This is a genomic window from Saccharibacillus sacchari (genome assembly GCF_037722395.1).
In the GTDB taxonomy this organism is placed as follows: Bacteria; Bacillota; Bacilli; order Paenibacillales; family Paenibacillaceae; genus Saccharibacillus; species Saccharibacillus sacchari_A.
This window is the reverse complement of sequence record NZ_JBBKAR010000016.1, coordinates 265244-290731: the sequence shown is the minus strand read 5'-3', so window position 1 is coordinate 290731 and position 25488 is coordinate 265244. Positions and strand designations below refer to the sequence as shown.

The following is a 25488-nucleotide window of genomic DNA, read 5'->3' as shown; positions in this document are numbered from 1 at the left end:
TCGTACTTAGAAGAATGAACTCAAGAAGCCGGTCTGTCATCGGGAGCTGTAGCAGGCGGGGAGACAGTTGCGTTGCATTCTTGAGTTCTTTACTGTATCGGTTCAAAAATCATGGCTACAGTAGGTGAATTTATTTATGATGCTGGAGATTAAAGAGGTCACCAAATATTACGGTAATCACCTTGCGCTCGAAAAGTTCTCAACGACCATACGCTCGGGTGAAATCGTAGGATTGATCGGCAAAAACGGTTCGGGAAAAACGACGCTGATGAATTGTCTTGTCAATCATATTCATTTTACGAGCGGCCAGATTTTGATAGACGGCAAAAATCTCATGGAAAATAAATCGTTGATTTCCAGATTCGGTGTTTTGATCGAAAGCAGCTTCCTCGATTATATGAGCGCTTACGACAACTTAAAGCTGCTGCTGGAACTGGAACAAAAACAAGATAAGCGAAAAGCGGATCAACAACTGTCCGAAATCTTAAAATTGGTCGGATTGTATGAACGCCGAAAAGAAAGAGTCAAGAATTATTCATTCGGGATGAAGCAAAGGCTGGGTCTGGCCCAAGCTCTTTTGAACCATAAACCTCTTTTGATTTTGGACGAACCGCTAGTCGGGCTTGATGTGATGGGACGGGAACTTGTGAAAGAAATCATCAGGAACAAAGCGCGCAATGAAGAGTGTGCCGTTATTTTCTCGGACCATAATTTAAACGAGGTCAAGGATATATGTGATCGAATCATCTACCTGGATAACGGCACGAAAATGTATGACGGCGTGTTTGAAGATCATAAAAAGTACGCGGTTACGCCTGAAAGGCTGGACAAAGAGCTTCTGGCTCATGCGGCAACGATAGGCGAACATGTTTTAGCGGAACCAGATATTTTGATGCTGGATAGCATCGCAGAACTGAATTCCGTATTACAAATCTTGGTTCGGAAAAATATTTCCGTAAAAGAGTTGGAGGTTATCGAAGGATCGCTTATCCGATTATTTAAAGGAGATATGAACAATGCCGACCATGCAAACGATATGCAAAATCGAATTCCGAAAACTTTTACATCGTAAAGATTTATGGCTGATTCTCAGTATGCTCGCCATCCCGGCTCTTTATAGTATCGGCATTTATACCCACTCTTCGGTAATCACTTTTAACGGCACGGATAAAGAATACGCAATGAGCTTTTTTGTGAATATGTTTCATTTCGTCTATGCCTTATACATTTATTTTTTTGTTTTGTCTTTGATCTCTGTCAGATCATTGGGAGGGGAAATCGAAAACCGAAACATTCTGCTGTACACGCAACGAATCAATGAACGTAAAAAACTTTATCAAGCTAAAGTGACGGCGCTAACCGCAATGGTGTTAGGAGTCAGTGCCGTTTTTTTCGTTTTCTCGATGTTGATGTTTTATCTTTTTGCTGTTCACCGCACAGATCTGATTTCCAGCCGGTTTATGGTGTCGAATGAATTTTTGTCTTTGATTTTATGGTTTCTTTCTATCGTGCTCGCCTATATACTTACGATTCATTTTAGTTTGATGCTGAGCACGTTTTTAAAATTCAATACGGCCGTTATTATTTTTATTCTAGTACTTATTGCTTCTGCTTTTATGTCGAAGTTCCCCATTGTTTCTTTTCTTTCTATTCATTATTATATCGAACAATTCGGAGCTCTCGACTTATCGGATAGTGGAGGTGCACTGCGTTTGTTCGGCATCAATTTGGCGGTAGTCTTCCTTTACTCGCTGGTATGCAAACAAGTTGGAGTACGAAGATTCGAAAGAAGGGATCTGTAAAAATGAAATCGGTCAGCCAGCGGCAAAGTCGTTCGGAGATCACGGATCTGGTTGTAAATACGCTAGTGATGATACTGGCCCCGCTGCTGGTGGTCGGAATCGTCGGCGTGTTGCTTTCCGTAGCTTTTAAAAGCGTAGATCATGGCGGAACCGTATTGATTGTCGTTGCCTTAAGCATGTTCTCGGGATTTGTGCTGATTCCTTATGGGCTTATTCGCAAACTTTACCGTCCTTCTCTCAAAGAACTGGGTGTTCTGCCGTTGGTCCGATGGGAGATGGTTCTACATGTATGCTTGTTTGCCGGCATTTTTTTGGTAGTGCGGCTGACTAAAGACTGGACTCATTCGTTCTTATGGATCACTTGCTTGCAAATGTTTTTGGTTGCGGTATCAGAAGAGTTCTGGGCCAGAGGCGTACTTTGTTATTTGTTTAAAAGAATATGGAATCAGCATGTATTCATTATCTTGGCCAGCAGTTTAAGCTTTGCTTTTTTGACGCATATGAATGAACCTTTTATGGAAAACTTGCTGTATAGGCTTCCTGGCGCTCTGATCATGGGATTTATTTACGTTCGAACCGGCAATTTGCGATACACGATCATGTTCCATTTTGCTTACAACTTACTGAATGTGTAGGAGGGGACTTGCTTGAATAAGAAAATGTTGCTGCTTGTATCCTGTATGATCCATCTGGCTGCTCTAGTGCTGCTATTTATTGTTCAAAAAAATATGGATATTTTCGGGATGTTCGCATTCGTTTTACTTCCGTTGCTGTTCAGCTTAGCGCTTGTTTGGTGGAGCCAGGTCAAACTTAAACAAGTTGAACTTCGAAATTTGGGCATTATCTACAGCATCCCCAATATCGTATATATCACGGCTGCTCTATTTATTATTTATCGGAATATGGATAGTATCTTTGCTACAAGTCAAAAATATCAGTCGGAGTACATGACGGTTTCTTCCGGAAATTCTCCTTGGCTGAGTTATATCATTCTAGCTGTATTAACTTTGACGCTGCACTATTTTATATGTAATCTGGTTTTACGAAAAACTGTGAAAAATGTCGGATAAGCAGTGGAGGAGATCGGCAATGAAATATGTGAAGATCGATATCCGGCTTATAGTTATTGTCGGCTACCATTTGTTTTTATCGCTGGTTTCGGTATTGTTTCCTCTGGCTCTGATGAAAGTAACGGATGCGCTGACTCAAGGCGAATGGAATGAATTTCAATACTATTTAATGCTTTCTTTCGCGGTGTTGATTGCCCAGATGAGTTTGACGTATGTGAGCAGCAGGGTCGGCAATACCTATGTTATGCAAAGGATGAACGAAGTTCGAAAAAGACTGATGCACGCGATCCTCCACTCTCGGTATACTGATTTTAAAAAGAAAAAAAATGAAGAATACCTTTCTTTGTTGCTGACTAATGTACAGACTCTTGAAAATGATTATTACAGCTCGGGAATTACGATCATGAGCAAATCGATTCTGATTATAGCTTCGATCATAGCTTTGTTGCTACTCAATTCTTTGCTGACTTTTAGCGTAATTGCCGTTATTGTACTGCTTGCTTTTTTTCCGTTGCTTTTTTCAAAACGTATTTTAAAACAAAAACAAGAACTCATAGAATCGACAGAAAAATATACAGCTTCTGCGACAGAATGTTTATACGGGTTTGAGGTCATCAAAATCAATGCAATTATACATAAGGTGTTTCACAAGTATACGGAAAAAGCTGAAAAAATGGGCAGCGACTCCCGCAAAATGGATAATACGATATCGCTGGCGAATGTGGTGTTCGGGAGTTCGACCATGGTGTTGATTCTGCTTGTATTTCTGATTGGCGGTTACTCGGTAAGCCAAGGGCTGCTTAGTATCGGTTCGCTTATTGCCTGTACTCAACTCATCATGTACGTGCTTGAACCCGCTGTTCAACTGGCTCAAGAAGTGAACGTTATCCGCTCCACTCAGCCGATTCGTCAGCAGCTTGACAACATCATCGCAAATTCCAAGCAAGAGGCAGAGCTTGAACGTTCGGCTACTCACGAACAAGTCCATTCTATTCGTATGAAAAATGTTAGTTACCGGTATGGCGTCGAACAGCGTATGGTCCTGCAAGATTTTTCTTTCGATTTTCAAGCGGGTAAACGTTACGCTCTGATCGGTCCCAACGGCAGCGGCAAGTCTACTGTATTGAAGATCATTGCCGGACTTATTGACGATTATAGCGGAAGCTTGAGTATGAACAACGCACCAGATACCAAAGGAAAGATAGCCAATCCAGGGTATGTCGATCAACAAAACTTTTTATTCAATTCCAGCATCTATGAGAACCTGTATATTTCCGGAGATGAGCATCATGATCCCGTATTCTTTTTGAGCATGCTTGAGCAAATAGGATTGGATACTTATCTTTCGAATCAAGCGGAAGGCACTGACTTTATTGTAGGAGAAGCGGGTCAGCTACTTTCCGGCGGAGAACGGCAGAAGATTTGTATAGCACGGGCGCTGCTCAAAAACAAGGGACTGCTTCTGATGGACGAACCGCAATCGGCTCTTGATCCCGAGGGCGTAGATCGCTTGATGGATCTGCTTGAACAGCTTGAGAACACGCTGTGCATCGTAGTCACCCACAAACAGGATGAAAGCCTGCGAATGTTCGATCAGCTTTTGGTCATGGAAGAGGGACGGTTGGTCAAAGCAGGACGCTATGACGATTTGTTTTCGGAAGACGAGCCAAAAGAAGCCGAACTGTTCGTCATAAATTCTCTTAACAGTCCAATCGCAAGATAAAAATATCGACAATTATTTAGCTCGAATGGAGTCGATCTGGATTCTGGCAGGCGAAAATGCTATTCTAGGTGAAAAGTTCTGTCGGTTGAAGGGAGAGAAAAAATGCAAAACATCGTATCGAACAAATGGCTGCTGGCCCGGCTGTACGAACCGGAGCAAACGATCGTGGATTGCCGATTCACGCTGGGGCAACCGGAAGCGGGACGTCAAGCCTACGAACAGGAACATATTCCGGGCGCGATCTATCTGGATCTGGAAAAAGATCTGTCGGCGCCGGTCTCGGATCACGGAGGACGCCATCCGCTGCCGGAGCCGGAAGAGTTTGCGGCGCGCCTTGCGAAGCTCGGCATCGGCAACGGTACGCGCGTGGTCGCGTACGACGACGAAGGCGGCATGAACGCGGCGCGGCTGTGGTGGATGCTGCGCTGGATCGGGCACGAGAACGTGGCGGTGCTGGATCGAGGTTTCACGGCATGGAAAGAAGCGGGGTTCCCGGTCGACGACAAGCAGGCGGTACGCGTGCCTTCGACATTCGTCCCGAACGTGCAGCACCATCTGGTGACGGACGTGAACGAAGTGCAGCGGATCGTCGGCACGATCAAAGCGGAACAGATCGTCGAAGGCGTCGAGGAAGAAATGGCGGCGGAGCGCGGCGACGTGCCGGTGCAGGATATCGAGATTCCCGCCGCGGGCAGTCCGGCCGTCTTTTTCACTCCGGTGCTGATCGATTCGCGTACGCACGACCGCTACCTCGGCCAGAACGAAACGATGGACCAGGTCGGCGGCCATATTCCGGGCGCGGTCAATTTCTTCTGGAAAGACCTGTTCAGCGATGACGGATCGTACAAGAGCAAGGAAGAATTGGAAAAACACTTCGAAACGGTGGATAAAGAAGCGGAGATCGTCGTGTACTGCGGCTCCGGCGTGAGCGCGACGCCGAACGTGCTGGCGCTCGAACAAGCCGGGTTTAAAAGCGTGAGGTTGTATGTGGGAAGTTGGAGCGATTGGATTAGTTACGGAGATAATCCGATCGGGACAGGGGAAGAAGTTTAAGTTGGTTTGAAGCAGGGAAGCCCGCGGCGGACGCGGGCTTTTTTCGTATCTCTTATACGCTCAATCCCCCGTCTACAGGCAGAACGACTCCCGTGACGAAAGAAGAATAATCGCTGAGCAGCCAGGCTGCCGCATTGGCGATCTCGATCGGTTCGGCCGGACGCCGAAGAGGCGTTTTGGCGCTGATTTGTTCGATAATATCGGGATTGATCGCCACCCACTGCTGGATCATATCCGTCATGGTCGTTCCCGGAGCAATCGCGTTGACGCGGATGCCCGCCGGTCCGTATTCGACCGCGGCTGTTTGCGTCAGACTGTTTACCGCCCGTTTGGATGCTCCGTATGCTCCCAAACCCGGGTTTCCTTTCAGACTGCCCACGCTGCTGGCGTTCACGATGGAACCCGAGCCCGAAGTCTCCAACATGGCTTTGATCTGGGCTTTCATGCACAGCCAGACCCCTTTATGATTTACGGATTGAATAAGGTCGAAATCTTCTTCTTTTTCCTCATGCAAAGGCGATACGGTCACCCCTACGCCGGCATTGTTGAACGCCCCATCCAGACGGCCATAACGTTCTAACGTCGCTTTTACCGCCGCTTCGACGCTGTCCGCCTGCGACAGATCGGCTGCAAAAACAGCCGCTTCGCCGCCGGTTGCCGCGATTTCTTTTCCGATCTGGTTTAGTTCGGATTCGGTTCTTGCGACAAGCATTACGGAAGCTCCCTGCTTTGCAAACAGTCTTGCCGATTCTGCTCCGATTCCTCGTCCCGCCCCTGTAACCATTACGACTTTGTTTGCCAATAAAGGCCTGAAAATAGCTGTCATCTTCATTCTCCTCGTCCTCGGGATTGTTGAACTCGTCAACTGCCTTGAGTATACTTGGACTGTAAAAAGGTGACGATAACCTGCTTGATGGTGGGTCTGCGAGTGACAGGATAAGGGGGAAAAGACTTTGAACGATCATGAGCGCCGTCTGGCGCTGGGCGACTTTTTGCGCAATCGCAGGGCTTCCCTTTCCCCGCCGGAAGTCGGTCTTCCGCCCGGCCACCGCCGCCGGACTCAGGGGCTACGTAGGGAAGAAGTAGCGGTTATCGCCAACATCGGGCTTTCTTGGTATACAAGGCTTGAACAAGGACGCGATATTCATCCGTCTGTTGCCGTACTGGAAAGCTTGGCTTCGGCGCTCCGACTTACCGCCAACGAGCGCAGGCATCTTTTTCTGCTTGCGGGAGAGTCGCTGCCTCCTCAATCCACAATCGCCGAAGAGAAGATTGGCGATTCCGTTCTGGACATGCTGGACAAGTTGAATCCGAATCCGGCTTACGTCATCGGGAAGAAGTGGGATTTTCTGGCCTGGAATCAAGCGGCGGATGCCTTGTTTACAATCACCGGTTCGCCGCTTCCGCATGGTTACAATCTAATGTGGCGTCAATTTACCGATCCGATGTGGCGCGAAGGTTCGGAGGATTGGAACAGCGTTTCGAAGAAAATGGTCGCCGAGTTCCGGACGTCGCGAGCACGCTATTTGTCCGATGCTTCCTTTGATCGCTTGATTAAAGATTTGAAAAAGGCAAGCCCGGACTTCGCAACAATGTGGCAGCAGCACGAGGTTTCGCGTTCTCTTGACGGCTATAAAAAGCTGCTTCATCCCGATATGGGAGCGGTAGAGTTTGAACAAATCACTCTGCAATTCCCCAACGAACCCGATCAACGGATCATGATTTATATGCCTGATCCGGCAGCAAAGTCGCAGTTGGAGCGTTATTTGGCGGACATACAAACCTTTTAGCCGTCTTTTCGCTTCCTGCGAAGTTTAGCATACCTTTTCAAAAGCCCGCGTTCTTTCGCGGGCTTTTTGCATGATAGCACTCATTCCCACCAATGCTTCATCTCCCGATAGCCGGCATCCCATGCTTTCTCGTTTCCTTCTACCGTGATCGTCAGCTCGTCGGCTTGCTCGAAGTACCATTCGAACACCAGCGGGGCATCTCCTTGATACGCTGCGGAATCGGACAAAATCTCTTGTCCGTTCACGGACAAGCTTATGCTTCCTTCGAAATCTTGGGGATCGGAGATTCCGTATTGCAGGCGAAAATAGAAATCTTCCTGATCGAGCTTGTAGCGGTAGGTTTGCTTTTTTCCGTCTTCGGCATCGTACAGATTGAATTCGGGAACGATTTCTTGACCGCCGATCGCAAAAGGTCGCGGCTTTGTTTCTTGCGCTGCCGATCCGCTGCCGCTGATTCCTTCGTTCAAAGCGACAAACGGACCCTGTTTTTTGGCAAGAGCCTGCTCGACTCCCGCGCCGACCGCTCCTGTCCCGATCAACATCAAGACGACGGACATCCCCATCACGGCCAGGCTTCGCCAAACGCTTTTGGTACGCGATCCAAGCTTGTACGCCCCGTATCCGATTGCCGCGCCTGTGGAATTTCTCAAAATATCGTCGACATCGAAGCTGCCGAGCATCGTCAACGCCTGCACGGTTTCAAGCACGGTAATCGATAACACGAAGCCGAGCAGAAAACGAACGAATCTGATCGGGTAGAGCAACGGGATCAATAGGCCGAAAGGAATAAAAGCGGCGATATTGCCCAGACTGACGAGATCCATCAGTGTAGGGTGAAGCAGATCCGACAGACTCGGCAATTTCAGAAAATTATCCGGGACAAACATAAAGGTGTAGCTGTCCGCTACGGAATCGCCCCTGCCGAAAGCGAAAAACATAAAATAAACAATCAACAGCGTGTACAGCGATGTTATGGCGAAAATAAGCTTGCGGTGTTTGGACATCGTCGACTCCTTCGGAAAAAACGTTTTGGTCTACGATGTCTAAGACCCTCCCAAGCTCGATTTTGTATCAAGCGGCTTCATTTTTATGTGACCATTAAGCAATTAGAGAAGAAAGGAGGCAAGAAGTTAAAGTGTAAAAATAAAACAAATCCCTATTTTATAACAAATCAGATTCCCTTAAACAACCGATAAAGGTTCTAAGTCGCTTTATAAATAGACAGGGTTGGAGGAATGATCGATGGATAACGCGATAGAAACGCTGGAATCGGCGGCAAAAGGGACGTACCTTCGAAAACTCCTTTTTAAAGGAAAATTGGAGAAAGAGTACCGGGAGTATCTGATGGATAGCCAGCATCGTCCTTTTTTGATGATTGCGTCGGTGGCGATCGTGATCTGGTTCGGTTTTTTGATCCTCGATATTTGGCGAATCACCTCTGCGGATTTGTGGCGGCATATGGATTTTATCGTCTTTTTATGGATAGCTAGCCGAACGTTTTCTTTTGCTTTTATCTTCTGGTTTTGTTGGTATATTCCGAAAAAGAAAGGCATGGTCGTCGTTGCTTTGGCCTGGACGGTATATATTCTGCTCGGAGCTTCCGTCAATATCGGCATGTACGCCGCTTCCGCGAAAGGGTTGTTCGTGATCGACAGCGCCTGCGTATTGGTCATTATGGCGGCTTATTTGCCGATCGGCCTGACCTTCCGCCAATCCACCTCGATCGCTCTGCTGCTGACCGCTTTTTCGTTGTTCACGCTTTGGATTTGTCCGCCCGGTCCGGAAAGCCATTCCAAAATCGCGATCATCGTGTTGATTTCGTTGCCTTTTTTCATGATCAGCGGTTATTTGCGGGAAAAGGCCGATCGGAAACAGTTCATGTACGCTCTTTTGCTCAAAAAACAGTCCGAAACCGATCAACTTACCAATATTCCGAACCGAAGACACTTTTTGGAGCATGTCTCGGTCTTGCTGGAACGCGCGCGCACGCGCGACGAGACGTTGAGCGTAGGCATTATGGATATCGACTTTTTTAAAAAGTTCAACGATACTTACGGCCATTTGCAAGGCGACGTGGCTTTGCGCGCGGTAGCCGACGCGCTGCGGCAATCGGTGCAGGAAGCGGACTCTTTGCTTGCCCGGTTCGGCGGCGAAGAATTCATCGTGGCTTTTTACAACCGCGACGCGCAATACATCTGGAGCCGGTTCGAGCAGATTCGCGCGCGGATCGAACAATTGCCTGTGTCGCACGTTCAGTCTCCGTTCGGGCATTTGACACTCAGTATCGGATATGCAATGCTGTGTCCGCAAGATTCGCAGATCGAAGACCTGATCAAAAGAGCCGACGATGCGCTGTATCTGGCTAAAGAGCAGGGACGGAATCAAACGGTAGCGCAAACCGATTGCTGATCGAACGCTCGGCAACGAGAAATAAAGCGGCAAGGAACTGTTCGATATGCGTCGGTGTCTGTCCGCGAGTGGTCTGACGACAACTCCGGTTTCCGATTCACGGCGTTTCCCCCAACGCATGCCGGGCATACTCGCGCGCGCTTTGCTCCACTTCTTCGTCGCTCGCCTGAAACGAAGCGCCGTACAACGCGAAAAAAGGCAGCTCGATCGCGCCGACGTGGCGCAAACTGGCTTTGAACGGCGCGAGAATTTCGTCCACGGTGAACGAAACGCCGCCGCTGCGGGTATAATTCTGCTTTTTGTCTCCGATCGAGATGGCGGTGCCAAATGTTTTGCCAGTCAGCTTGTCGCCGCTCGATCCGTAAGCCCAACCGTAAGCGAACACTTCGTCGAACCATGTTTTCAGCAGAGGCGGATAACTGTACCAATACAGCGGAAATTGTAAAATAACGCGATCGTACCGCTCCAGCCGTGCTTGTTCTTCCTTGACGTCGATCCGGCCGTCGGAGTAACGTGCGTACAAATCGTGCAGGTCAATCTGTTCGGGGTGGCGCAGCAGTTCTTCCCGCCAACGTCGGTTGACGCGGGATTCGGACAGATGCGGATGGGCCAAAATAACGAGCGTGCGTTTCATGAAAAGGTCTCCTTTTTGCGGACTGCGTATCGGAACGTCGGCCCGTTTTTCGAATCGGTGTGCCGTTTATTATGCGCCCGGCGGCGGAAGAAGAAAATACGCACAATGAAGTAAGAAGCTTACCTCAAGGTGCGTACTGTACGAAGCCCGGCAAGTATGCCACAATGGACGTTCGCAGATGGCGCAGTCCCGGCCGGAGGAAAGGAACCTGATCATGAAAACCTACAATATGGGCATCGAAGCCACGCTCGAAATCATCGGCGGCAAATGGAAAGCCCTGATAATCTGTTTGCTGATGACCGGAGTGAAGCGGACAGGCGAACTTCGTCGCGGCATCCCCGGCATCTCGGAAAAAGTATTGATCCAGCAGCTCCGCGAATTGGAACGGGACGGCTTGGTGCAGCGCAAAGTATACGAGCAGATGCCGCCCCGGGTCGAGTATCGACTGACCGAATACGGCGTAACCGCCAATTCGATCGTCGAGGTCATGTGCCGCTGGGGAACGGACAATATTCATAGAAGGCAGCGGAACGGCGAAGAGGTCGGATTGTCGGAAAAAGACTGAAAAGGAACCGCCGAAAAGCCCGCGTGTTTTCGCGGGCTTTCGGCTTGTGCAAGATGAGACGGTCGGATTAAGGCTGATAGCGCGTCACGTCTACCGCGACGTGTTCCAGCTTCGTTTTGCTCAAAGAATGGTACGGCGCGTAGATCGTCACGAACCGGTCTTTCAGCGGGAAGGTGAGCATATCGGTGTTGCCGACTTTGTACCATTTGCCTTTGACGTTGTTGGAATCAGGCAGCGTCACGGTCGTTCCTTTGTAGCTGTAGGAATCGTCGCGCGGAGATACGGATACCTTCATATATTTGAATGTAAACGTAACGCTGTCGCCGGATACGGCTACGTTTTTGAACGCGTCGCCCGTGATCATGCGCGACGGCACGTACGGGGTCTCGAATCCGTCGAAAGCGGCGAACGCTTTGACGATGCTTTTGGATTGGGCGGCCGAGTAGTTAACGTCGCTCAACGTAAAGTTGGCGGCTTTGGGTTTGGTGACGGCAGCGGAAGTTGCGGCGGTCGCCGGAGCGGTAACGCCTGCGGCCGAAGCCGTCTGCGCGGACACCGTCCCTGTCAAAAGTACGCCTGCGGCGAGTGAAGCTGCGATCCATTGGGGGTAACGCATAGTTGATCCATCTCCTTTGAGGTCTGTTTTCTTGTATCTGAGGTTATCTTACCCAACGAATGCGTCCGATTTGGAGCGTAATTGTATCCAAGATGTAAATAAATTCGTTTATCCGTCCATACGTCAAACTTGACTTATAGTACGCTCTAAGGAGTAAAGTGGAGAAAGAAAACGCAAGCCCTTCAAACTTATCCGAACTCAAAGGAGCGAACCAACATGGCACAGGCGTATACGCGAACCCCGCAGCATCCGATACACTCGGGATTCGGTCTCAGAAGCACGGCGAACGACGTTTTGAACGGAATTGACTTGTCCGGCAAACTGGCTCTGGTCACAGGCGGCTATTCCGGTCTGGGCCTGGAAACGACCAAAGCGTTAGTTAAAGCCGGAGCGCGCGTGATCGTGCCGGCCCGTCGCCCGGGTGCCGCGCAAGACGCGCTGGCGGGGCTTGACTCCGTAGAAGTAGAGAAGCTGGATCTGTCCGATCTGGGCAGCGTCGAAGCTCTCGCGAATCGCTTGCTGGCAAGCGGACGCAGCATCGACCTGGCGATTCTTAACGCGGGCGTTATGGCAAGTCCGGAGACTCGCGTCGGCCCGGGTTGGGAACTGCAATTCGCGACGAACCATCTGGGACATTTCGCGCTGATCAATCGGCTGTGGCCGCTGCTGACGGCGGGTGCAGGCGCGCGAGTCGTGGCGACTTCGTCGACCGGACATCATTTCTCGTCGATCCGCTGGGACAATCTGAACTTCGAAGGCAACTACCACAAGTTCGAAGCGTACGGCCAATCCAAAACGGCGAACGCGCTGTTCGCGGTCGAATTGGACCGTCGCGGCGCCGAGCAGGGCGTTCGCGCTTTCGCCGCGCACCCGGGCGGCATCCTGACGCCGCTTCAGCGGCATATGGACCGGGAAGAAATGATCGCGCTGAAATGGATCGACGAAGAAGGCAACGGCAATCCGGGCTTCAAAACGCCGGAGCAAGGCGCCGCGACGCAAGTCTGGGCCGCCACCTCGCCGCAGCTTGAAGGCAAAGGCGGCGTGTATTGCGAAGACTGCGATATCGCCGAGCCCGCGCGTGAAGACGGCCCGCGCGTCGGCGTCAAAGATTATGCGGTCGATGCGGAAGAAGCGAAGCGGCTATGGGATCTGTCGGTGAAGCTGACCGGAGTGAGCGGGGCTTAAGCCCGGATTTACGCGATATAAAAAGCACACAAAAACATTTCGTTTTTGTGTGCTTTTTTGTGTTTTTTTGAAAAAATAAAACCGAATAAGGCGTTAAAACGTCTATGTATGCAAGATGCAAAAACGACGTGGCAGGTGTGGTCATTCATCATGACCCCAAAGACCTGCGCACGTCTTTTCGATTATACCAATAAAAAGTTACTTGAGAGAACTTGAACGACGTTTACCGGCTTTTTTGAAAATCCTGATAAATACGGGAAGGTACAAAAGAATGCCTAAAAGGAAAAGAGTATTCTCTGTAATCGTTATTTTTCCGGTATAGGCCGATACGATTAACCAAATAAAAGTCAAATGAAGGGCTAGATAGCCATATTCATACGCTTTTTGATGTTTGGGGAAAAACGGAACTTGAGACATGTAAGCAACCGCCCCGATCGTCATTAGCATAGTAAGCATAGGTATCCTCCTTACTTGTTCATAATTTATAGGCAAGATTTGAACAATTATTCCTAAAAAATAAAATAAATATAAAAATATTTTAGTAAACCGTATCACACTTATTACAAACGAGTCAAAACTTTATTCAATAATCGAACCCCGTTAGCTGTAGACAAAAACGATTTTTCGAATAAAAGAAGTGTTTTTTGAATTTATAATTTATCTTATTAATTTAAATAAATATATAAATTTGACTTCTAAAGGATGTAGTGCTAGGCTTTTTATAGGCAACAAAAAAGTATTAATATTGAAATGGAGGAATTTTTGTGGAATTTAAAATCAATCAAAAAGCTAAGAAGATGATGGCAACCGGACTTGCAGCCGCGTTATTGACGACTGCTTTACCGCTCTACGGAGCTTCGGCGGCAGAAAGCGGAACGATTGAGTCTTCCGTTTCGGCCAACGATGCGACAAATGCTCAAAACGAACAGCTCGTAAACGAGTTATCCAAGTATGTTGAAAAACAACCTGACGGACAGGTCTATCTAAATAAAGACTTTAAAAAAGAAGTTGCGATTAGCGAAGAGGATGCGCAAAAGCTGGAAAATCATATCAATCTAATCAATGAGTCCGTAAGAAACGGCGATCTGGTCGTCAATGATGATTTGTCTGTAGATATTGTAGGCAATCCTTCCGGCGTATTATCCGAATATGGAATCAATTCCGCGACGGCAGCAGCTTCGGGCACTTCTTATACCATCAGCGTATGGGGCGTTACGGTGTTTATGGATAACAACGCTGCTGTTGAATTTGCGCAGACGCTGATCAGCAACGGTGGAGCTGTCGTAGGGGCTTCCGTGATTTCAAGATTTATTCCGACTCCTCCTACTGTACTGGTCTCGACAATCGCGGGAGTGATCGGCGGCGGCGGCGTAGCGGCAGGAAAACGCATAGAGCAATACAATAAAGGTAAAGGCGTGCGTCTGGAATTTAAATTGCCTGCCGGATTCTATGTCTATACAAGATATTAAAATATGTTCGTTTCATGACTCTTTATCATGAATTGTTTTAAATAGAAGAAAGCGACCTTTTCCGAATCGGAGAGGTCGCTTTTTTTATGCAGGAAGTATCGGCACCTGTTTGAATACGTATTGCACACACGATCCGCTGATTTTTGTCTAAAAAACGCACCTTCTTTGTTCATCATCAACAATTTTGCCTCGAGAATTGTATGTTTTGAAACTAGTCGCCTTCCCGGCTAAGCGTTTACAATGAACAGGAACAGTGATTTCGGCTGTAATCCTACCCACGGAAAGGGAACGATTAGACATGGGATATAAAAATAATAACGTCGGCTATCTGGATGGAATTCTCACTTCACGCGCAGTCGTTAAAAAAAATAATTACGCGATTTTGCCTCATGACGGGTTGGTCAACAACGTCGTACCGGGCTTCGAAAATACACGCATCAGCATTCTCGGTTCTCCGCGTCTAGGCGCAAGCTTTTCCGACTTTATCGCGGAGTTCCAGGAAGGCGGCAAAAACATGCTCGGCTTCGGCGGCGAAGGCATCGAGACTTTCGTTTACGTCATTTCCGGAAAATTGACGGTCAGCGACGGCGGAGAGAAGCACGAACTGACCGACGGCGGATACGCGTTCTTCCCTGTAGGCGAGAAAATGTACTTCGAAAACGCCCAATCCGAAATGACCGAAGCTTTCCTTTACCAACGCAAATACGATCCGCTCGCAGGCTACGAAGCGCATAAAGTCGTAGGCAACCGCGCGGATATCGAACCGATCGAATACGAAGGCATGACGGACGTGCTGTTCTGGAATCTGCTGCCGACCGACGATCTGGGCTTCGATATGAACATGCACATCCTGGAGTTTTCCCCGGCGGCCAGCCACGGTTACGTCGAGACGCATTACCAGGAGCACGGCGCGTACATCCTGTCCGGCAAAGGCATGTACAACCTCGACAACAACTGGTATCCGGTCGAAAAAGGCGATTATATCTTTATGGCTTCTTATGTACCGCAAGCGGCGTATTCCACGGATCGCAAAGAAAAGTTGGCTTATGTCTACTCCAAAGACGCCAACCGCAACCCGGGCGTTTAATCATCCAGAAGGGGGTCTTTGACCATGTCGACCACAGAAGAAGAAAAAATGATCCGCGTCAGCGGAGAGCAACTGCACAGCCTGATTAAAAATAAGCTGGTTGCGGCGGGATTGAAAAGCGAGCAAGCCGAAGAAACCGCGCACCATTTGGTCTACGCGGATCTGAGCGGCATCCATTCCCACGGCGCGGTACGCGTCGAGTATTATGCGGAGCGTATCAACAAAGGCGGCATCAACGCGCAGCCGGAGCTGAACTTCGAGCAAACGGGACCGAGCACGGCGATTTTCCACGGCGATAACACGCAAGGACATTACGCGGCGAACGAAGCATTGGAACCGGCGATCAAGATGGCAAAAGAAAGCGGCGTAGCCGTAGTCGGCGTCTCCAGAGTCGGCCATACCGGAACGCTGTCGTATTACGTGCGCAAGATCGCCGAGCAAAACCTGATCGGCATCTCCATGTGTCAATCCGATCCGATGGTCGTTCCTTACGGCGGCGCGGAACGTTACTACGGTACCAACCCGATCGCTTTCGGCGTGCCGAGCGCGGGCGAAGATCCGTTGATTTTCGATATGGCGACGACGGTTCAAGCGTGGGGTAAAATCCTCGACGCGCGTTCGAAAGGCAAACTGATCCCCGATACGTGGGCGGTCGACAAAGACGGCGCGCCGACGACCGATCCGAACGAAGTCAACGGCCTGCTGCCGATCGCGGGACCGAAAGGCTATGGCCTGATGATGATGGTCGACGTGCTGTCCGGCGTGCTGCTGGGACTGCCGTTCGGCAAAGACGTCAGCTCCATGTACCATAATCTGCACGAAGGCCGCAATCTCGGACAGATCTATATCCTGATCGACCCGGAACGTTTCGTCGGATTGAAGCCGTTCCAGGAATCCATCACCCGTACCATGAAAGAGCTGAACGCGATCAAGCCGGCAGCCGGTTTCGACCACGTTCAGTATCCGGGGCAAGGCAGCCATGAACGTTATCTCAAAAATCTCAAAGAAGGCGTCGATATTCCCGAATCCATTATCCGTTACTTCGAATCGGACGTGATCCATTACGACCGGTACGAAGGATTGGACGCGTTCGCGAAATCTTCCAAGTAATACTCTGTATCAGGTCAAATAGACGGATAGAACCATAGCAAAAAAGCATGGAAAGCGAAATCGCGAAAGCTTGCGGCGTGTCTGGTTTAAAAAGGGACACTCCGCTTCATACAGCTTGCTCCGAGACGTTTTCGATGCTTTTTTGCTTTAGGATCTTTTAACATGCAAGTTGGTTTTTAATGATTTTCGTCGCTAAGCGCCAGCGCCAATCTCAGGTTCAGCGAATGGCTCGGCGAATTGACGGCATGGCCGAGAATTTCTTCGCAGCGGAGAATCCGGTATTTGACCGTATTGCGGTGCACGAACAAAGCGGACGCTGCGCTGGCGATTTCGCACTGCGCGCCCAGGTACACGGCCAACGTTTTGCGCAGTTCCGCCAAAGCGGGCTCTTTCGGATAAGCGAAGTCTTTCAGGATGTTTTCGCAAAAAAATCGCACGTCGTTTTTCTCCAAATGATGGAACAACTGCACCATGCCTTTGTCTTTGTAATGGATGATCGGCTGGGTTTGCAGTTTGTTTTTCCGTTCGTCAAACATGAGCCGCGCTTCCGTATACGATTGATTGATCCGTTTCCAGTCCGTGTACGGGTTGCCAATACTGAATACCAATTGAATATCCAGGCTTTCGCTCAGTTGATTGCGGATTTCGAGCAGCTTTTCATCCAGTTCCGCCGTTTCGCGCTGGATCAAAATCACGCTTTCTTTGCTGACGCCGAAAAACAGCACCAGAGCGTTTGCGAAATAATCCGGTACATGCTTTTGCAGCCATTGCGAAGACAGCACCAAACGTTCTTCCTGATGCAAACTCGGCATGGTTTCTTCGAGCGCCGTTTCGTCGAACACATGCACCACTTGATAATAATCCGACAACAAATACCCGTGCTTCATGTTGAGTTCGAACGAGCGAACCGAAGGATTGGAGCCGGAATGGTAGTCGATCAGTTCTTTGAAATATTCCGTCGCGATCGACTGCCTTGATTCCGATACTTTTTCGTTTTTGAACAATACGAACGACAGCACCATCGCCGCCTGATCGATCGCGAAACTTGAGATGGGATACGGGATTTGTTCAGGGTTCACGATCACCAGATAATGCGGGAAATACGTATGCACCCGGATCGGAATGATCGAGATTTGGACTTCATGGCCTTTGGGACCGTTGATGATAAAGGAGTCGTTTTCTTTTGGCATCTCCTGCATGGTCTGTACGATCTGATTGACGTAATGCTGCGCGGGATTGCGGGATTGGTTGAACTGTTTGGAGTAATCCATGATTTCCTTGAACGGGTTGAGCAAAATAATCGGCGTTTTTACGATCTCGCTCAGCTTGTTGATGACCACCTGGTTGTTCGCGTTTTGCACCAGCAGGCTGAAGAATTTTTTTTGAATATCCAAAGCGAACGAAATTTCTTCATACCGCGTGCCCCAGATTTTGTTGAGCAATTGGTGCAAAAGAGAACCGAGCGAGTACGTGTTGGGGATATCAAACAGCGGAAAATTCACTTTTTCGGCGTAGGCGATGATTTCGGGTTCGATTTTACCGATAAAACGTCCCGTTTTGATACCCAGCCCGACCGCTTTGGCGCGGATCAGGGAGTCAATCAGCGAGATTAGACCTTTCTGGTCGTCGACATAGCTCATGGCTGTGGTCAACAACAAAACGTCGTTCGGAATATAATGTTCGATATCGGGCGTTTCGGAAATTTCTACGCTTTGTATCGTTTTTTGCGTATCGACAGACTCCTGATTCGTTAAAAGCTTGAGATCGGAGTAACGGGGAAGACTCAAAATTTCGGCTAGTGTCGTCATCTTTATTTCCTTTCTGTTCAAGCGTGCTACAGGCTCATAACTTCGATCTTAATGAATCGGACGCATGACCCCTAAAGTATAGCATGACAGTTCGCGACACGAAATGAAAGCGATCAATTTTGATTATATGGATATTAATGGATTTTTGCATACGATTTTTGAGCAAAAAATGTGCAGAGTAAACAAAAGAACCGCGACGTTTTGTATAAATCACCAATGATATTGAAAGCGGTTATATTTATACTTGGTGTAGCAAGTCGATCGGTAAGATCATTTAAGGTAGAAAATCAAACATAACGGGGTGAGCTTTGTGATCCAATCAGAACCACAAACAATCGACGAGTTGATGGACTGGATTTCCGGTATATCGGATGCCGAAGGTCCGGGGACGACCCGATTGCTGTATAGCCAATCTTGGATCAAGGCGCAACAGGCGTTAAAAGAAAAATTCGAAGAATTGGGCATGAAAACGGAATTCGATGCCGTCGGCAATCTGTTCGCGACAATCGAAGGCACGGAGCAGCCGGAAGAAATCATCGCGACGGGTTCGCATGTGGACACGGTTGCCAAAGGCGGACGTCTGGACGGGCAGCTCGGAATCATGGCGGGTTACATGGCGGTCAAAGAACTGCTGGAAACCGAAGGCAAACCGAAAAAATCGCTGCAAATCATCTCGATGGCCGAAGAAGAAGGCTCCCGTTTCCCTTACGTATTCTGGGGCTCCAAAAACATTTTCGGTATCGCGGATTCCAAAGACGTCGAAGAGATCGCGGACGCGAAAGGCGTGAAATTCACGGACGCCATGCGCGAAGCCGGATTCGATTTCCTGCAAGGCGAGCCTAGGCATAACCGAATCGCCGCTTTCCTGGAACTGCATATCGAACAAGGCAACTTCCTGGAAAACACGGGCAAAAAGGTTGGCGTGGTGAACGCGATCGTCGGCCAAAAACGCTATACGGTCACGCTCAAAGGACAAGCCAACCACGCGGGTACGACGCTGATGGAATATCGCAAAGATACCGTTGAGTGCATGGCGCGCATCGTGGTTCAAAGCATCGACAAAGCGAAAGCCGAAGGCAATCCGCTTGTTTTGACATTCGGTCGCGTGGAACCGAAGCCGAACACGGTCAATGTCGTTCCGGGGGAAACGCTGTTCTCGATGGACTGCCGGCATACCGACGCGGACGCGCTGGATCGTTTCACCAAAGAGATCGAAGCGGATATGCGGGCGATGGCCGAAGGAATGGGCATCGAGATTGAAATCGACAACTGGATGAACGAGAAGCCGGTTCCGATGGACGCGCATATCATCGACACGATCGAAAGCGTCTGCAAAGACAACGGTTTGAGCTATCAGGTCATGCACTCCGGGGCCGGACACGACTCGCAAATTTTCGCGCCGCGTGTACCGACAGGCATGATCTTCGTTCCTTCCATCGACGGTATTAGCCACAATCCGGCCGAGCACACGGAAGCGGTCGATATTCAGCAGGGCGTGCAAGCGCTGGCGGAAGCTTTGAAACGTTTGGCTTACTAAGAAAAATAGAGACAGATAGACTAAAAAAGAGAGTTGGGTAGCGATGTCCACACTTCAAAACCAAAGTATTTACCCGCCGAATTATTGGAAAAGAGTCGTCTTCACGTTCTGTATGGGCTGGGCGATCATCTGGGTATACCGTTCCATGCTTTCGCCGATCTACACCGAGATTCAAGGCACCATCGGTCCGCAGACCAATGCCGCAATGGGTCTGATCGCATCGTGTTATTTCTTCGGTTACACCGCTTTGCAGATCCCTTCCGGGATTCTGGTCGATAAATTCGGGCAGAAAAAAATCTTGATTCCCGGTTTTATCGTATTCGCGCTGGGCGTTCTGTCGATCGCGTTCGCGCAAAACCTGACCATGATCTACCTCGGTGCCGTTTTGGCAGGCGTAGGCTGCGGTACGTATTACGGCGCGGCGTTCTCGCTGACGGCGCAGCACGTTCCGCCCGAAAAGAAAGGCATCGCGACGGCAATCGTTAACTCCGGTTCCGCGCTGGGTCTGATTTTGGGTATGACCGGTTCGTCGTTTATCGTCAAACAGCTCAACCTGCCTTGGCAGACGATGGCTTTCATCTCGGCGGGTCTGATCGTATTTTTGGTGATCTGGTTTGCCGTTATGATCGTGGGCGCCAAAAACCCGCAAAACGTTCCGACCGCTCAAGCCGCCAAAACGGCCGGAAGCGACGAGACGATCGAGCCTTTGGCTCAAGCCGCAGCGGAAGAAAACAAACCGAAAAAAGGCTTGTTCCGCAGAGAACTCGTGGCTTCGTATATTTTGTACTTCTCGACGTGTTACGCGTACTACCTGATCGTCACGTGGCTGCCGAAGTTCCTGGAATCCGAGCGCGGCATCCAAGGGTCGATGATCGGTCTGATCACGTCCATGATCGCGGTCGCGGCCGTTCCGGGCGCTTTGTTCTTCGCGAACATGTCCGATAAAAAGAAACACAAAAAACCGCAAATCATTATCGGGCTTGAATTTTCGGCCTTCGTACTGATCGCGGTTTCCGTATTCGTGCCGAACGCCGGTCTGCTGGCAGGCGTGCTGCTGCTGTACGGTTTCCTGGGTAAACTGGCGGTCGATCCGGTCTTGATTTCGTACATTACCGACAAAGCCGATTCCAAATCCGTCGCGTCGACGCTCGGCGTGTTCAACTTCTTCGGCATGTCGTCGTCCGTTGTGGCACCGGCGTTGACCGGGTACATCATGGATACGACGGGATCGGGCGAATGGGGCTTCTATATCGGGGCGATCATTCTGTTGGTGGGTACGGTGATCTTCACCGTTATCTCGGTCACTTCGAAAAAGACGGTCGGCGTAAGCTGACTTTAGGCGAGGGAAACGAGAAGACTTCGAGAAAAATCCGTTCAAGACGCTGTCTCACTTGGAAAACTGGATTGGAATTTTAGTTGTAGGGTTTTCCAAGTTCAAAGGCGTCTTTCACTGGATTTTTCTCTCCGTCTTCTCGTTTCCAGTTACGGTGAGTGTTAATAGGTAGGGGAAAGTAAAGGCGGCTTGAACGTGTTTCTACGTTCAAGCCGCCTTTTTTTGAAAGTGATGATTTAAGCAATTATGGGTTTGAAGATCGGGTATTCAGCCAGGCGATCAATTTTTCGTAAAGGTCTGTTCCGAACTCTTGGATTTGCGTGCGGTCGAAGTCATGTTCGGCGGATTCCACCAGATGGAGTTCGCTGTTCGGGATGAATTTGTGCAGCATTTTCGATTGCCGTACCGGAACGTCGGGGTCTCCGGTAGCGGCGGCGAGGAAAGAAGGGGGCAAAGCGGCCAATTGTTCTTTGGCCAAAGCGTAGGTGCTGGCGTCTGCCGGGTCGTTCGAGATGAACGGAATCCAATTTCCGCGCTGCCGGACGGCCAGGTACAGTAGATAACGTTGATCGGAAGGCGAAGTCGCTAACGGTTGTTGGCTGATCAGGCTTTGCATCATCGTATCGGACACTTGAGGGTAACTCAGGAAATGCCGATTGGGTACGCTGAAGCTGGCTTCGTGCAAGGTGTAATAGCCGTATAACGCGATTACGCCTTGCGGACGAACCGGAGCATGGACGGCGTGATACAGCGCCAGATAAGCACCGGCCGAGCGTCCCATCAGATAATAGCGGGACGGATCGACGTGAAGTTGGTCCGCCGAGTTTGCCAAAAACCATTCGATCCCGCGCTGGACCGATCGCATGATCGCGGGCAGTTTGCTTTCCGGAGCCAGCAAATAATCCAGCGCGAGCACGTTATATCCGTTATCGGTCAACATATCCAGGTAGACTTGCGGCAGATCTTCCCGGTGGCCGAAAATCAATCCGCCGCCGTGAAAATAAAGCAACGTCGCTTGATCGGCACCGCCGTTTTTTGCCCGGTAAAAGGTTCCGTTCAACTGTGCGCCGTCAACGGTTTCGATCGGAACCGTCCGGCTTTCGTAAGCAGGCAATCATTTTCCCACCTTTCTTATAAACCATGACTGTTTTCTTTCTTACTTTATCATAAGGCGTTTATCGCTCTTTTGTTGAAAGTGCACAAAGGTATGAGCGTTTTTATACGGATTGTTCATTTTTCGTATCCATGAAAGCGGTTATACTAAATGCAAAAGGAGGGTTTCCATGTTACACTCTGTGATCCAAAAAAACAATTACCAAGACTCGATCAACTTAATGCTGTTAACCAACTCCATTAACGGATTAGAAGGTGTTCAACAAGGCCAGGTCATGATGGCTACGGACGCCAATAAAGATATTTTGAAAGCTGCGGGATTGTTCACTGACGAAGTTCAAGCTGCGGGTGCCAACGATATGGCAATTGTCGTGGAATCTGACAATGCCGACATTCTCGAATCGGTCGTCGAAGAAACGAAACGCTTTTTGAGCAACCTGTCGGGCAGCAAAAAAGGCGACGGAATCGAAAGCGTGGACAACTGGAAAGACGCGCTCGAAGGCATGCCGGACGCCAACCTGGCACTGCTTTCGATCCCGGGCATCTACGCGGCGGGCGAGATCGAAAAAGCGTTGGATTCGGGACTGCATGTATTCTCCTTCAGCGACAACGTGAGCCTGGAAGACGAGATTCGCCTGAAGCAAAAAGCGCATGAAAAAGGTCTGCTGTTGATGGGTCCGGATTGCGGTACAGGCGTACTGTCCAGCGTTCCGCTTGCCTTCACCAACGTGACGAACCCGGGCAATATCGGCATCGTGGCCGCATCCGGCACGGGTATTCAGGAAGCGACCACCATCATCGACCGTCTGGGCGGCGGCGTCGTTCACGCGATCGGAACCGGCGGGCGCGATCTCAAGGAAGGCGTGAATGCGCAAACGATGATCGACGCCGTAGTCGCGCTTGAGCAGCACGCGCCGACCGACGTGATCCTGGTTATCTCCAAACCGCCTGCGAAAAAAGTCCGCGACAACGTGATGCAGCTGCTGCAATCGTTGTCCAAACCGGTCGTCGCGCTGTTCCTGGGCGAAAAGCCGGAAGCGCATATCGGCAACGTATCGCTGGCTTACACGCTGGAAGAAGCGGCGAAGATCGCGGTCGATATTTCGAACGGCGACGACGTGAAGCCTAACTACAACGAGCCGATCGAATTCACGGTCGACCAACCGCTTGCCGCAGGCAAAACGGTGAAAGGCCTGTACTCCGGCGGCACGCTGGCGAGCGAAGCGGCGACGCTGATCTCCGACGCGCTCGGCCTGGACAACGTCAAAGGCGAAGAAGGCTATATTCTGAACACGCAAGGCTTCCAGGTCATGGACCTCGGCGACGACGTGTATACGCAAGGCAAGCCTCACCCGATGATCGACCCTGAAGTGCGCGTGAACAAACTCAAAGAAGTGCTGAAAGACGAAACGACAGGCATCATTCTCGTCGACGTCGTGCTCGGATACGGCGCGCATGCCGACATGGCGGGCGCTCTCGCTCCGAGCATCAAATCCGCTTTGGACGAAGCCCAAGCTTCCGGCCGCCAATTGTACGTGATCGGCAGCGTGGTCGGTACGGACAATGATCCGCAAAACTACGCCCAAGCCGTGCAAACGCTCAAAGACGCCGGCATAATCGTCGAAAGCAGCAATGCGCGTGCGATCCGTTTGGCGCTCAAGCTGATGGGACGCGAACTGCAAGTGGCCGACAAAGGCCGCGTGGAATATACCGATTCTAAGATCGAAGTTCCGGCTCCGGGCGAAAAAGTGCTTGAGTTGTTGAACAGTGTGCCGCGCGTGATCAATATCGGCATTCAAAGCTTCACCGAATCCATTACCGCATTCCAGGGCAAGGCGCTGCAATTCACATGGCGTCCGAAAGCGGGCGGCAATCAGAAGCTGATCCGTATCCTGAACGAACTGGAAAAACGCGAAGAAGAAATCAATGCGTCCAACGATAAAGTCGTGGCCCGCCTGATCGAATCGCAACCGTTCCTCGTGGACGCGCGTCCGGCCAAAGAAGTGATCGCGGAACTGAACACAGGCGAGAAAGTGATTCTGCACGCGGGACCGCCGATCAAGTACGAGAACATGACCGGCCCGATGAAAGGCTCCGTGATCGGCGCGATGCTGTTCGAAGGCTGGGCAGCCGATCAGGAAGACGCTTTGCGTCAGCTCGACAATAACGAAGTGAAGTTTATTCCGTGTCACCACGTCGGCGCCGTAGGCCCGATGGGCGGCATTACGTCGGCGAACTTCCCGGTATTCGTCGTCGAAAACAAAACGGACGGCACGACCGGTTATTGCATCATGAACGAAGGCATCGGCGAAGTGCTGCGGTTCGGCGCCAACAACGAGAACGTCATCAACCGTCTGAAATGGATGCGCGATGTGCTGGGTCCGGTACTGGGTCAAGCGCTGCGTACCCTCGACGAAGGATTGAACCTGAACGTCATGATCGCCCGGGCGATCGCGATGGGCGACGAGTTCCACCAACGCAATATCGCGGCGTCGCTCGTGTTCCTCAAAGAAATCACGCCTGCGATCACGCTGCTCGATATCGATCAGAAAGACAAAGCGGACGTGATCCAGTTCCTGGCGAACACCGATCAATTCTTCTTGAACATCATGATGGCGACAAGCAAAGCGATGGTCGACTACGCGCGTAAAATCCAAGAAGGCTGCGTCGTCACGACGATGGCCCGCAACGGCGAAAACTTCGGCGTACGTATCAGCGCTTTGGGCGACGAATGGTTCAACGGTCCGGTCAATACGCCTGACGGCTTGTACTTCACCGGCTATTCGGCGGAGCAGGCCAACCCGGATATCGGCGACAGCGCCATTACCGAGACGGTCGGCGTCGGCGGCATGGCGATGATCGCGGCACCGGGCGTAACGCGCTTTGTCGGTCTGAACGGTCTGGACGACGCGCAAAACATTTCCGAAGAAATGCAGCGCATCTCGATCACCAACAACCCGACCTGGACGATTCCGAACTGGAACTTCAAAGGCGCGACGCTCGGCATCGATATCCGCAAAGTCGTGGAAACGGGCATCACCCCGATCATCAATACCGGGATCGCGCACAAAGAAGCGGGCGTCGGCCAGATCGGCGCGGGTACGGTGCGTGCGCCGCTGGTCTGCTTCGAAAATGCGCTGATCGCCTACGCGAAATCGCTGGGCATCAACGTTGAAGAGTAAAA

23 protein-coding genes and 1 pseudogene are annotated in these 25488 nt (G+C 50.2%); 17 read left to right on the top strand and 7 right to left on the bottom strand.

The features are described from left to right. Nucleotides 1–136 precede the first annotated feature (136 nt). The 6 genes from WKI47_RS05510 (at nt 137) to WKI47_RS05485 (ending at nt 5648) form a co-directional block, all read left to right on the top strand. Nucleotides 137–1072 (top strand): ABC transporter ATP-binding protein, encoded by a 936-nt coding sequence (locus WKI47_RS05510; RefSeq protein ID WP_340226154.1) that lies wholly within the window; start codon nt 137–139, stop codon nt 1070–1072. Beyond that, on the top strand, nt 1017–1802 hold the full coding sequence (locus WKI47_RS05505) for a hypothetical protein (protein WP_340226153.1): 786 nt from the start codon (nt 1017–1019) through the stop codon (nt 1800–1802). Before WKI47_RS05510 ends, WKI47_RS05505 begins: the two co-directional genes overlap by 56 nt. Nucleotides 1803–1804: 2 nt before the next feature. Then, nucleotides 1805–2437, top strand: coding sequence for a CPBP family intramembrane glutamic endopeptidase (locus WKI47_RS05500; RefSeq protein WP_340226152.1), 633 nt, complete (start codon nt 1805–1807; stop codon nt 2435–2437). Between the two features lie 12 nt (nt 2438–2449). Continuing rightward, nucleotides 2450–2872, top strand: a complete 423-nt coding sequence (locus WKI47_RS05495) for a hypothetical protein (protein WP_340226151.1) — start codon at nt 2450–2452, stop codon at nt 2870–2872. Between the two features lie 19 nt (nt 2873–2891). Beyond that, nucleotides 2892–4595 (top strand): ABC transporter ATP-binding protein, encoded by a 1704-nt coding sequence (locus tag WKI47_RS05490; protein ID WP_340226150.1) that lies wholly within the window; start codon nt 2892–2894, stop codon nt 4593–4595. Between the two features lie 102 nt (nt 4596–4697). Then, entirely contained in the window at nt 4698–5648 is a 951-nt protein-coding gene (locus tag WKI47_RS05485) for a sulfurtransferase (RefSeq protein ID WP_340226149.1), read from the top strand. A gap of 52 nt (nt 5649–5700) precedes the next feature. Here the strand turns inward: WKI47_RS05485 and WKI47_RS05480 are convergent, their stop codons facing one another. Further along, the gene (locus tag WKI47_RS05480) at nt 5701–6474 is read right to left on the bottom strand and encodes an SDR family NAD(P)-dependent oxidoreductase (protein WP_340226148.1); all 774 of its coding nucleotides are present in this window, start codon (nt 6472–6474) and stop codon (nt 5701–5703) included. Nucleotides 6475–6601: 127 nt separating this feature from the next. On the opposite strand from WKI47_RS05480, the gene WKI47_RS05475 reads away from it, so the two are divergent. Next, nucleotides 6602–7438: a helix-turn-helix transcriptional regulator gene (locus WKI47_RS05475; RefSeq protein WP_340226147.1), complete on the top strand. Its 837-nt coding sequence runs from the start codon at nt 6602–6604 to the stop codon at nt 7436–7438. An 80-nt stretch (nt 7439–7518) separates the two neighbouring features. On the opposite strand, the gene WKI47_RS05470 is transcribed toward WKI47_RS05475, so the two are convergent. Next, entirely contained in the window at nt 7519–8442 is a 924-nt protein-coding gene (locus WKI47_RS05470; protein WP_340226146.1) for a VanZ family protein, read from the bottom strand. A 238-nt stretch (nt 8443–8680) separates the two neighbouring features. On the opposite strand from WKI47_RS05470, the gene WKI47_RS05465 reads away from it, so the two are divergent. Next, the gene (locus tag WKI47_RS05465) at nt 8681–9847 is read left to right on the top strand and encodes a diguanylate cyclase (RefSeq protein ID WP_340226145.1); all 1167 of its coding nucleotides are present in this window, start codon (nt 8681–8683) and stop codon (nt 9845–9847) included. 97 nt (nt 9848–9944) lie between these two features. On the opposite strand, the gene WKI47_RS05460 is transcribed toward WKI47_RS05465, so the two are convergent. After that, nucleotides 9945–10481: an NAD(P)H-dependent oxidoreductase gene (locus WKI47_RS05460; protein WP_340226144.1), complete on the bottom strand. Its 537-nt coding sequence runs from the start codon at nt 10479–10481 to the stop codon at nt 9945–9947. Nucleotides 10482–10695: 214 nt separating this feature from the next. On the opposite strand from WKI47_RS05460, the gene WKI47_RS05455 reads away from it, so the two are divergent. After that, entirely contained in the window at nt 10696–11046 is a 351-nt protein-coding gene (locus tag WKI47_RS05455; protein WP_340226143.1) for a helix-turn-helix domain-containing protein, read from the top strand. A 67-nt stretch (nt 11047–11113) separates the two neighbouring features. On the opposite strand, the gene WKI47_RS05450 is transcribed toward WKI47_RS05455, so the two are convergent. After that, complete coding sequence (locus tag WKI47_RS05450; RefSeq protein WP_340226142.1) at nt 11114–11662, bottom strand: hypothetical protein; 549 nt, start codon at nt 11660–11662, stop codon at nt 11114–11116. 216 nt (nt 11663–11878) lie between these two features. On the opposite strand from WKI47_RS05450, the gene WKI47_RS05445 reads away from it, so the two are divergent. Continuing rightward, the gene (locus tag WKI47_RS05445; protein WP_340226141.1) at nt 11879–12847 is read left to right on the top strand and encodes an SDR family NAD(P)-dependent oxidoreductase; all 969 of its coding nucleotides are present in this window, start codon (nt 11879–11881) and stop codon (nt 12845–12847) included. A 198-nt stretch (nt 12848–13045) separates the two neighbouring features. On the opposite strand, the gene WKI47_RS05440 is transcribed toward WKI47_RS05445, so the two are convergent. Then, entirely contained in the window at nt 13046–13303 is a 258-nt protein-coding gene (locus tag WKI47_RS05440) for a hypothetical protein (RefSeq protein WP_340226140.1), read from the bottom strand. 308 nt (nt 13304–13611) lie between these two features. Here WKI47_RS05440 and WKI47_RS05435 point away from each other — a divergent pair, with 308 nt between their 5' ends. The 3 genes from WKI47_RS05435 (at nt 13612) to allD (ending at nt 16513) form a co-directional block, all read left to right on the top strand. Beyond that, the gene (locus tag WKI47_RS05435) at nt 13612–14316 is read left to right on the top strand and encodes a hypothetical protein (protein ID WP_340226139.1); all 705 of its coding nucleotides are present in this window, start codon (nt 13612–13614) and stop codon (nt 14314–14316) included. A gap of 298 nt (nt 14317–14614) precedes the next feature. After that, nucleotides 14615–15403: a (S)-ureidoglycine aminohydrolase gene (gene allE, locus WKI47_RS05430; protein WP_340226138.1), complete on the top strand. Its 789-nt coding sequence runs from the start codon at nt 14615–14617 to the stop codon at nt 15401–15403. Between the two features lie 51 nt (nt 15404–15454). After that, nucleotides 15455–16513: an ureidoglycolate dehydrogenase gene (allD, locus tag WKI47_RS05425; RefSeq protein ID WP_340226218.1), complete on the top strand. Its 1059-nt coding sequence runs from the start codon at nt 15455–15457 to the stop codon at nt 16511–16513. A 176-nt stretch (nt 16514–16689) separates the two neighbouring features. Here the strand turns inward: allD and WKI47_RS05420 are convergent, their stop codons facing one another. Beyond that, entirely contained in the window at nt 16690–18321 is a 1632-nt protein-coding gene (locus WKI47_RS05420) for a PucR family transcriptional regulator (protein WP_340226137.1), read from the bottom strand. A gap of 310 nt (nt 18322–18631) precedes the next feature. Here WKI47_RS05420 and allC point away from each other — a divergent pair, with 310 nt between their 5' ends. Then, on the top strand, nt 18632–19858 hold the full coding sequence (allC, locus tag WKI47_RS05415; protein ID WP_340226136.1) for an allantoate deiminase: 1227 nt from the start codon (nt 18632–18634) through the stop codon (nt 19856–19858). Nucleotides 19859–19901: 43 nt separating this feature from the next. Continuing rightward, nucleotides 19902–21191, top strand: coding sequence for an MFS transporter (locus WKI47_RS05410; protein WP_340226135.1), 1290 nt, complete (start codon nt 19902–19904; stop codon nt 21189–21191). A 244-nt stretch (nt 21192–21435) separates the two neighbouring features. Here WKI47_RS05410 and WKI47_RS05405 read toward each other — a convergent pair whose 3' ends face one another. Continuing rightward, nucleotides 21436–22305, bottom strand: a complete 870-nt coding sequence (locus tag WKI47_RS05405) for an alpha/beta hydrolase (protein ID WP_340226134.1) — start codon at nt 22303–22305, stop codon at nt 21436–21438. Between the two features lie 169 nt (nt 22306–22474). Here WKI47_RS05405 and fdrA point away from each other — a divergent pair. Both fdrA and WKI47_RS05395 read left to right on the top strand, forming a co-directional pair. After that, nucleotides 22475–24196 (top strand): annotated as a pseudogene (fdrA, locus tag WKI47_RS05400) (acyl-CoA synthetase FdrA); the annotation flags it as partial. 30 nt (nt 24197–24226) lie between these two features. After that, the gene (locus WKI47_RS05395; protein WP_425355436.1) at nt 24227–25486 is read left to right on the top strand and encodes a DUF1116 domain-containing protein; all 1260 of its coding nucleotides are present in this window, start codon (nt 24227–24229) and stop codon (nt 25484–25486) included. Nucleotides 25487–25488 lie beyond the last annotated feature (2 nt).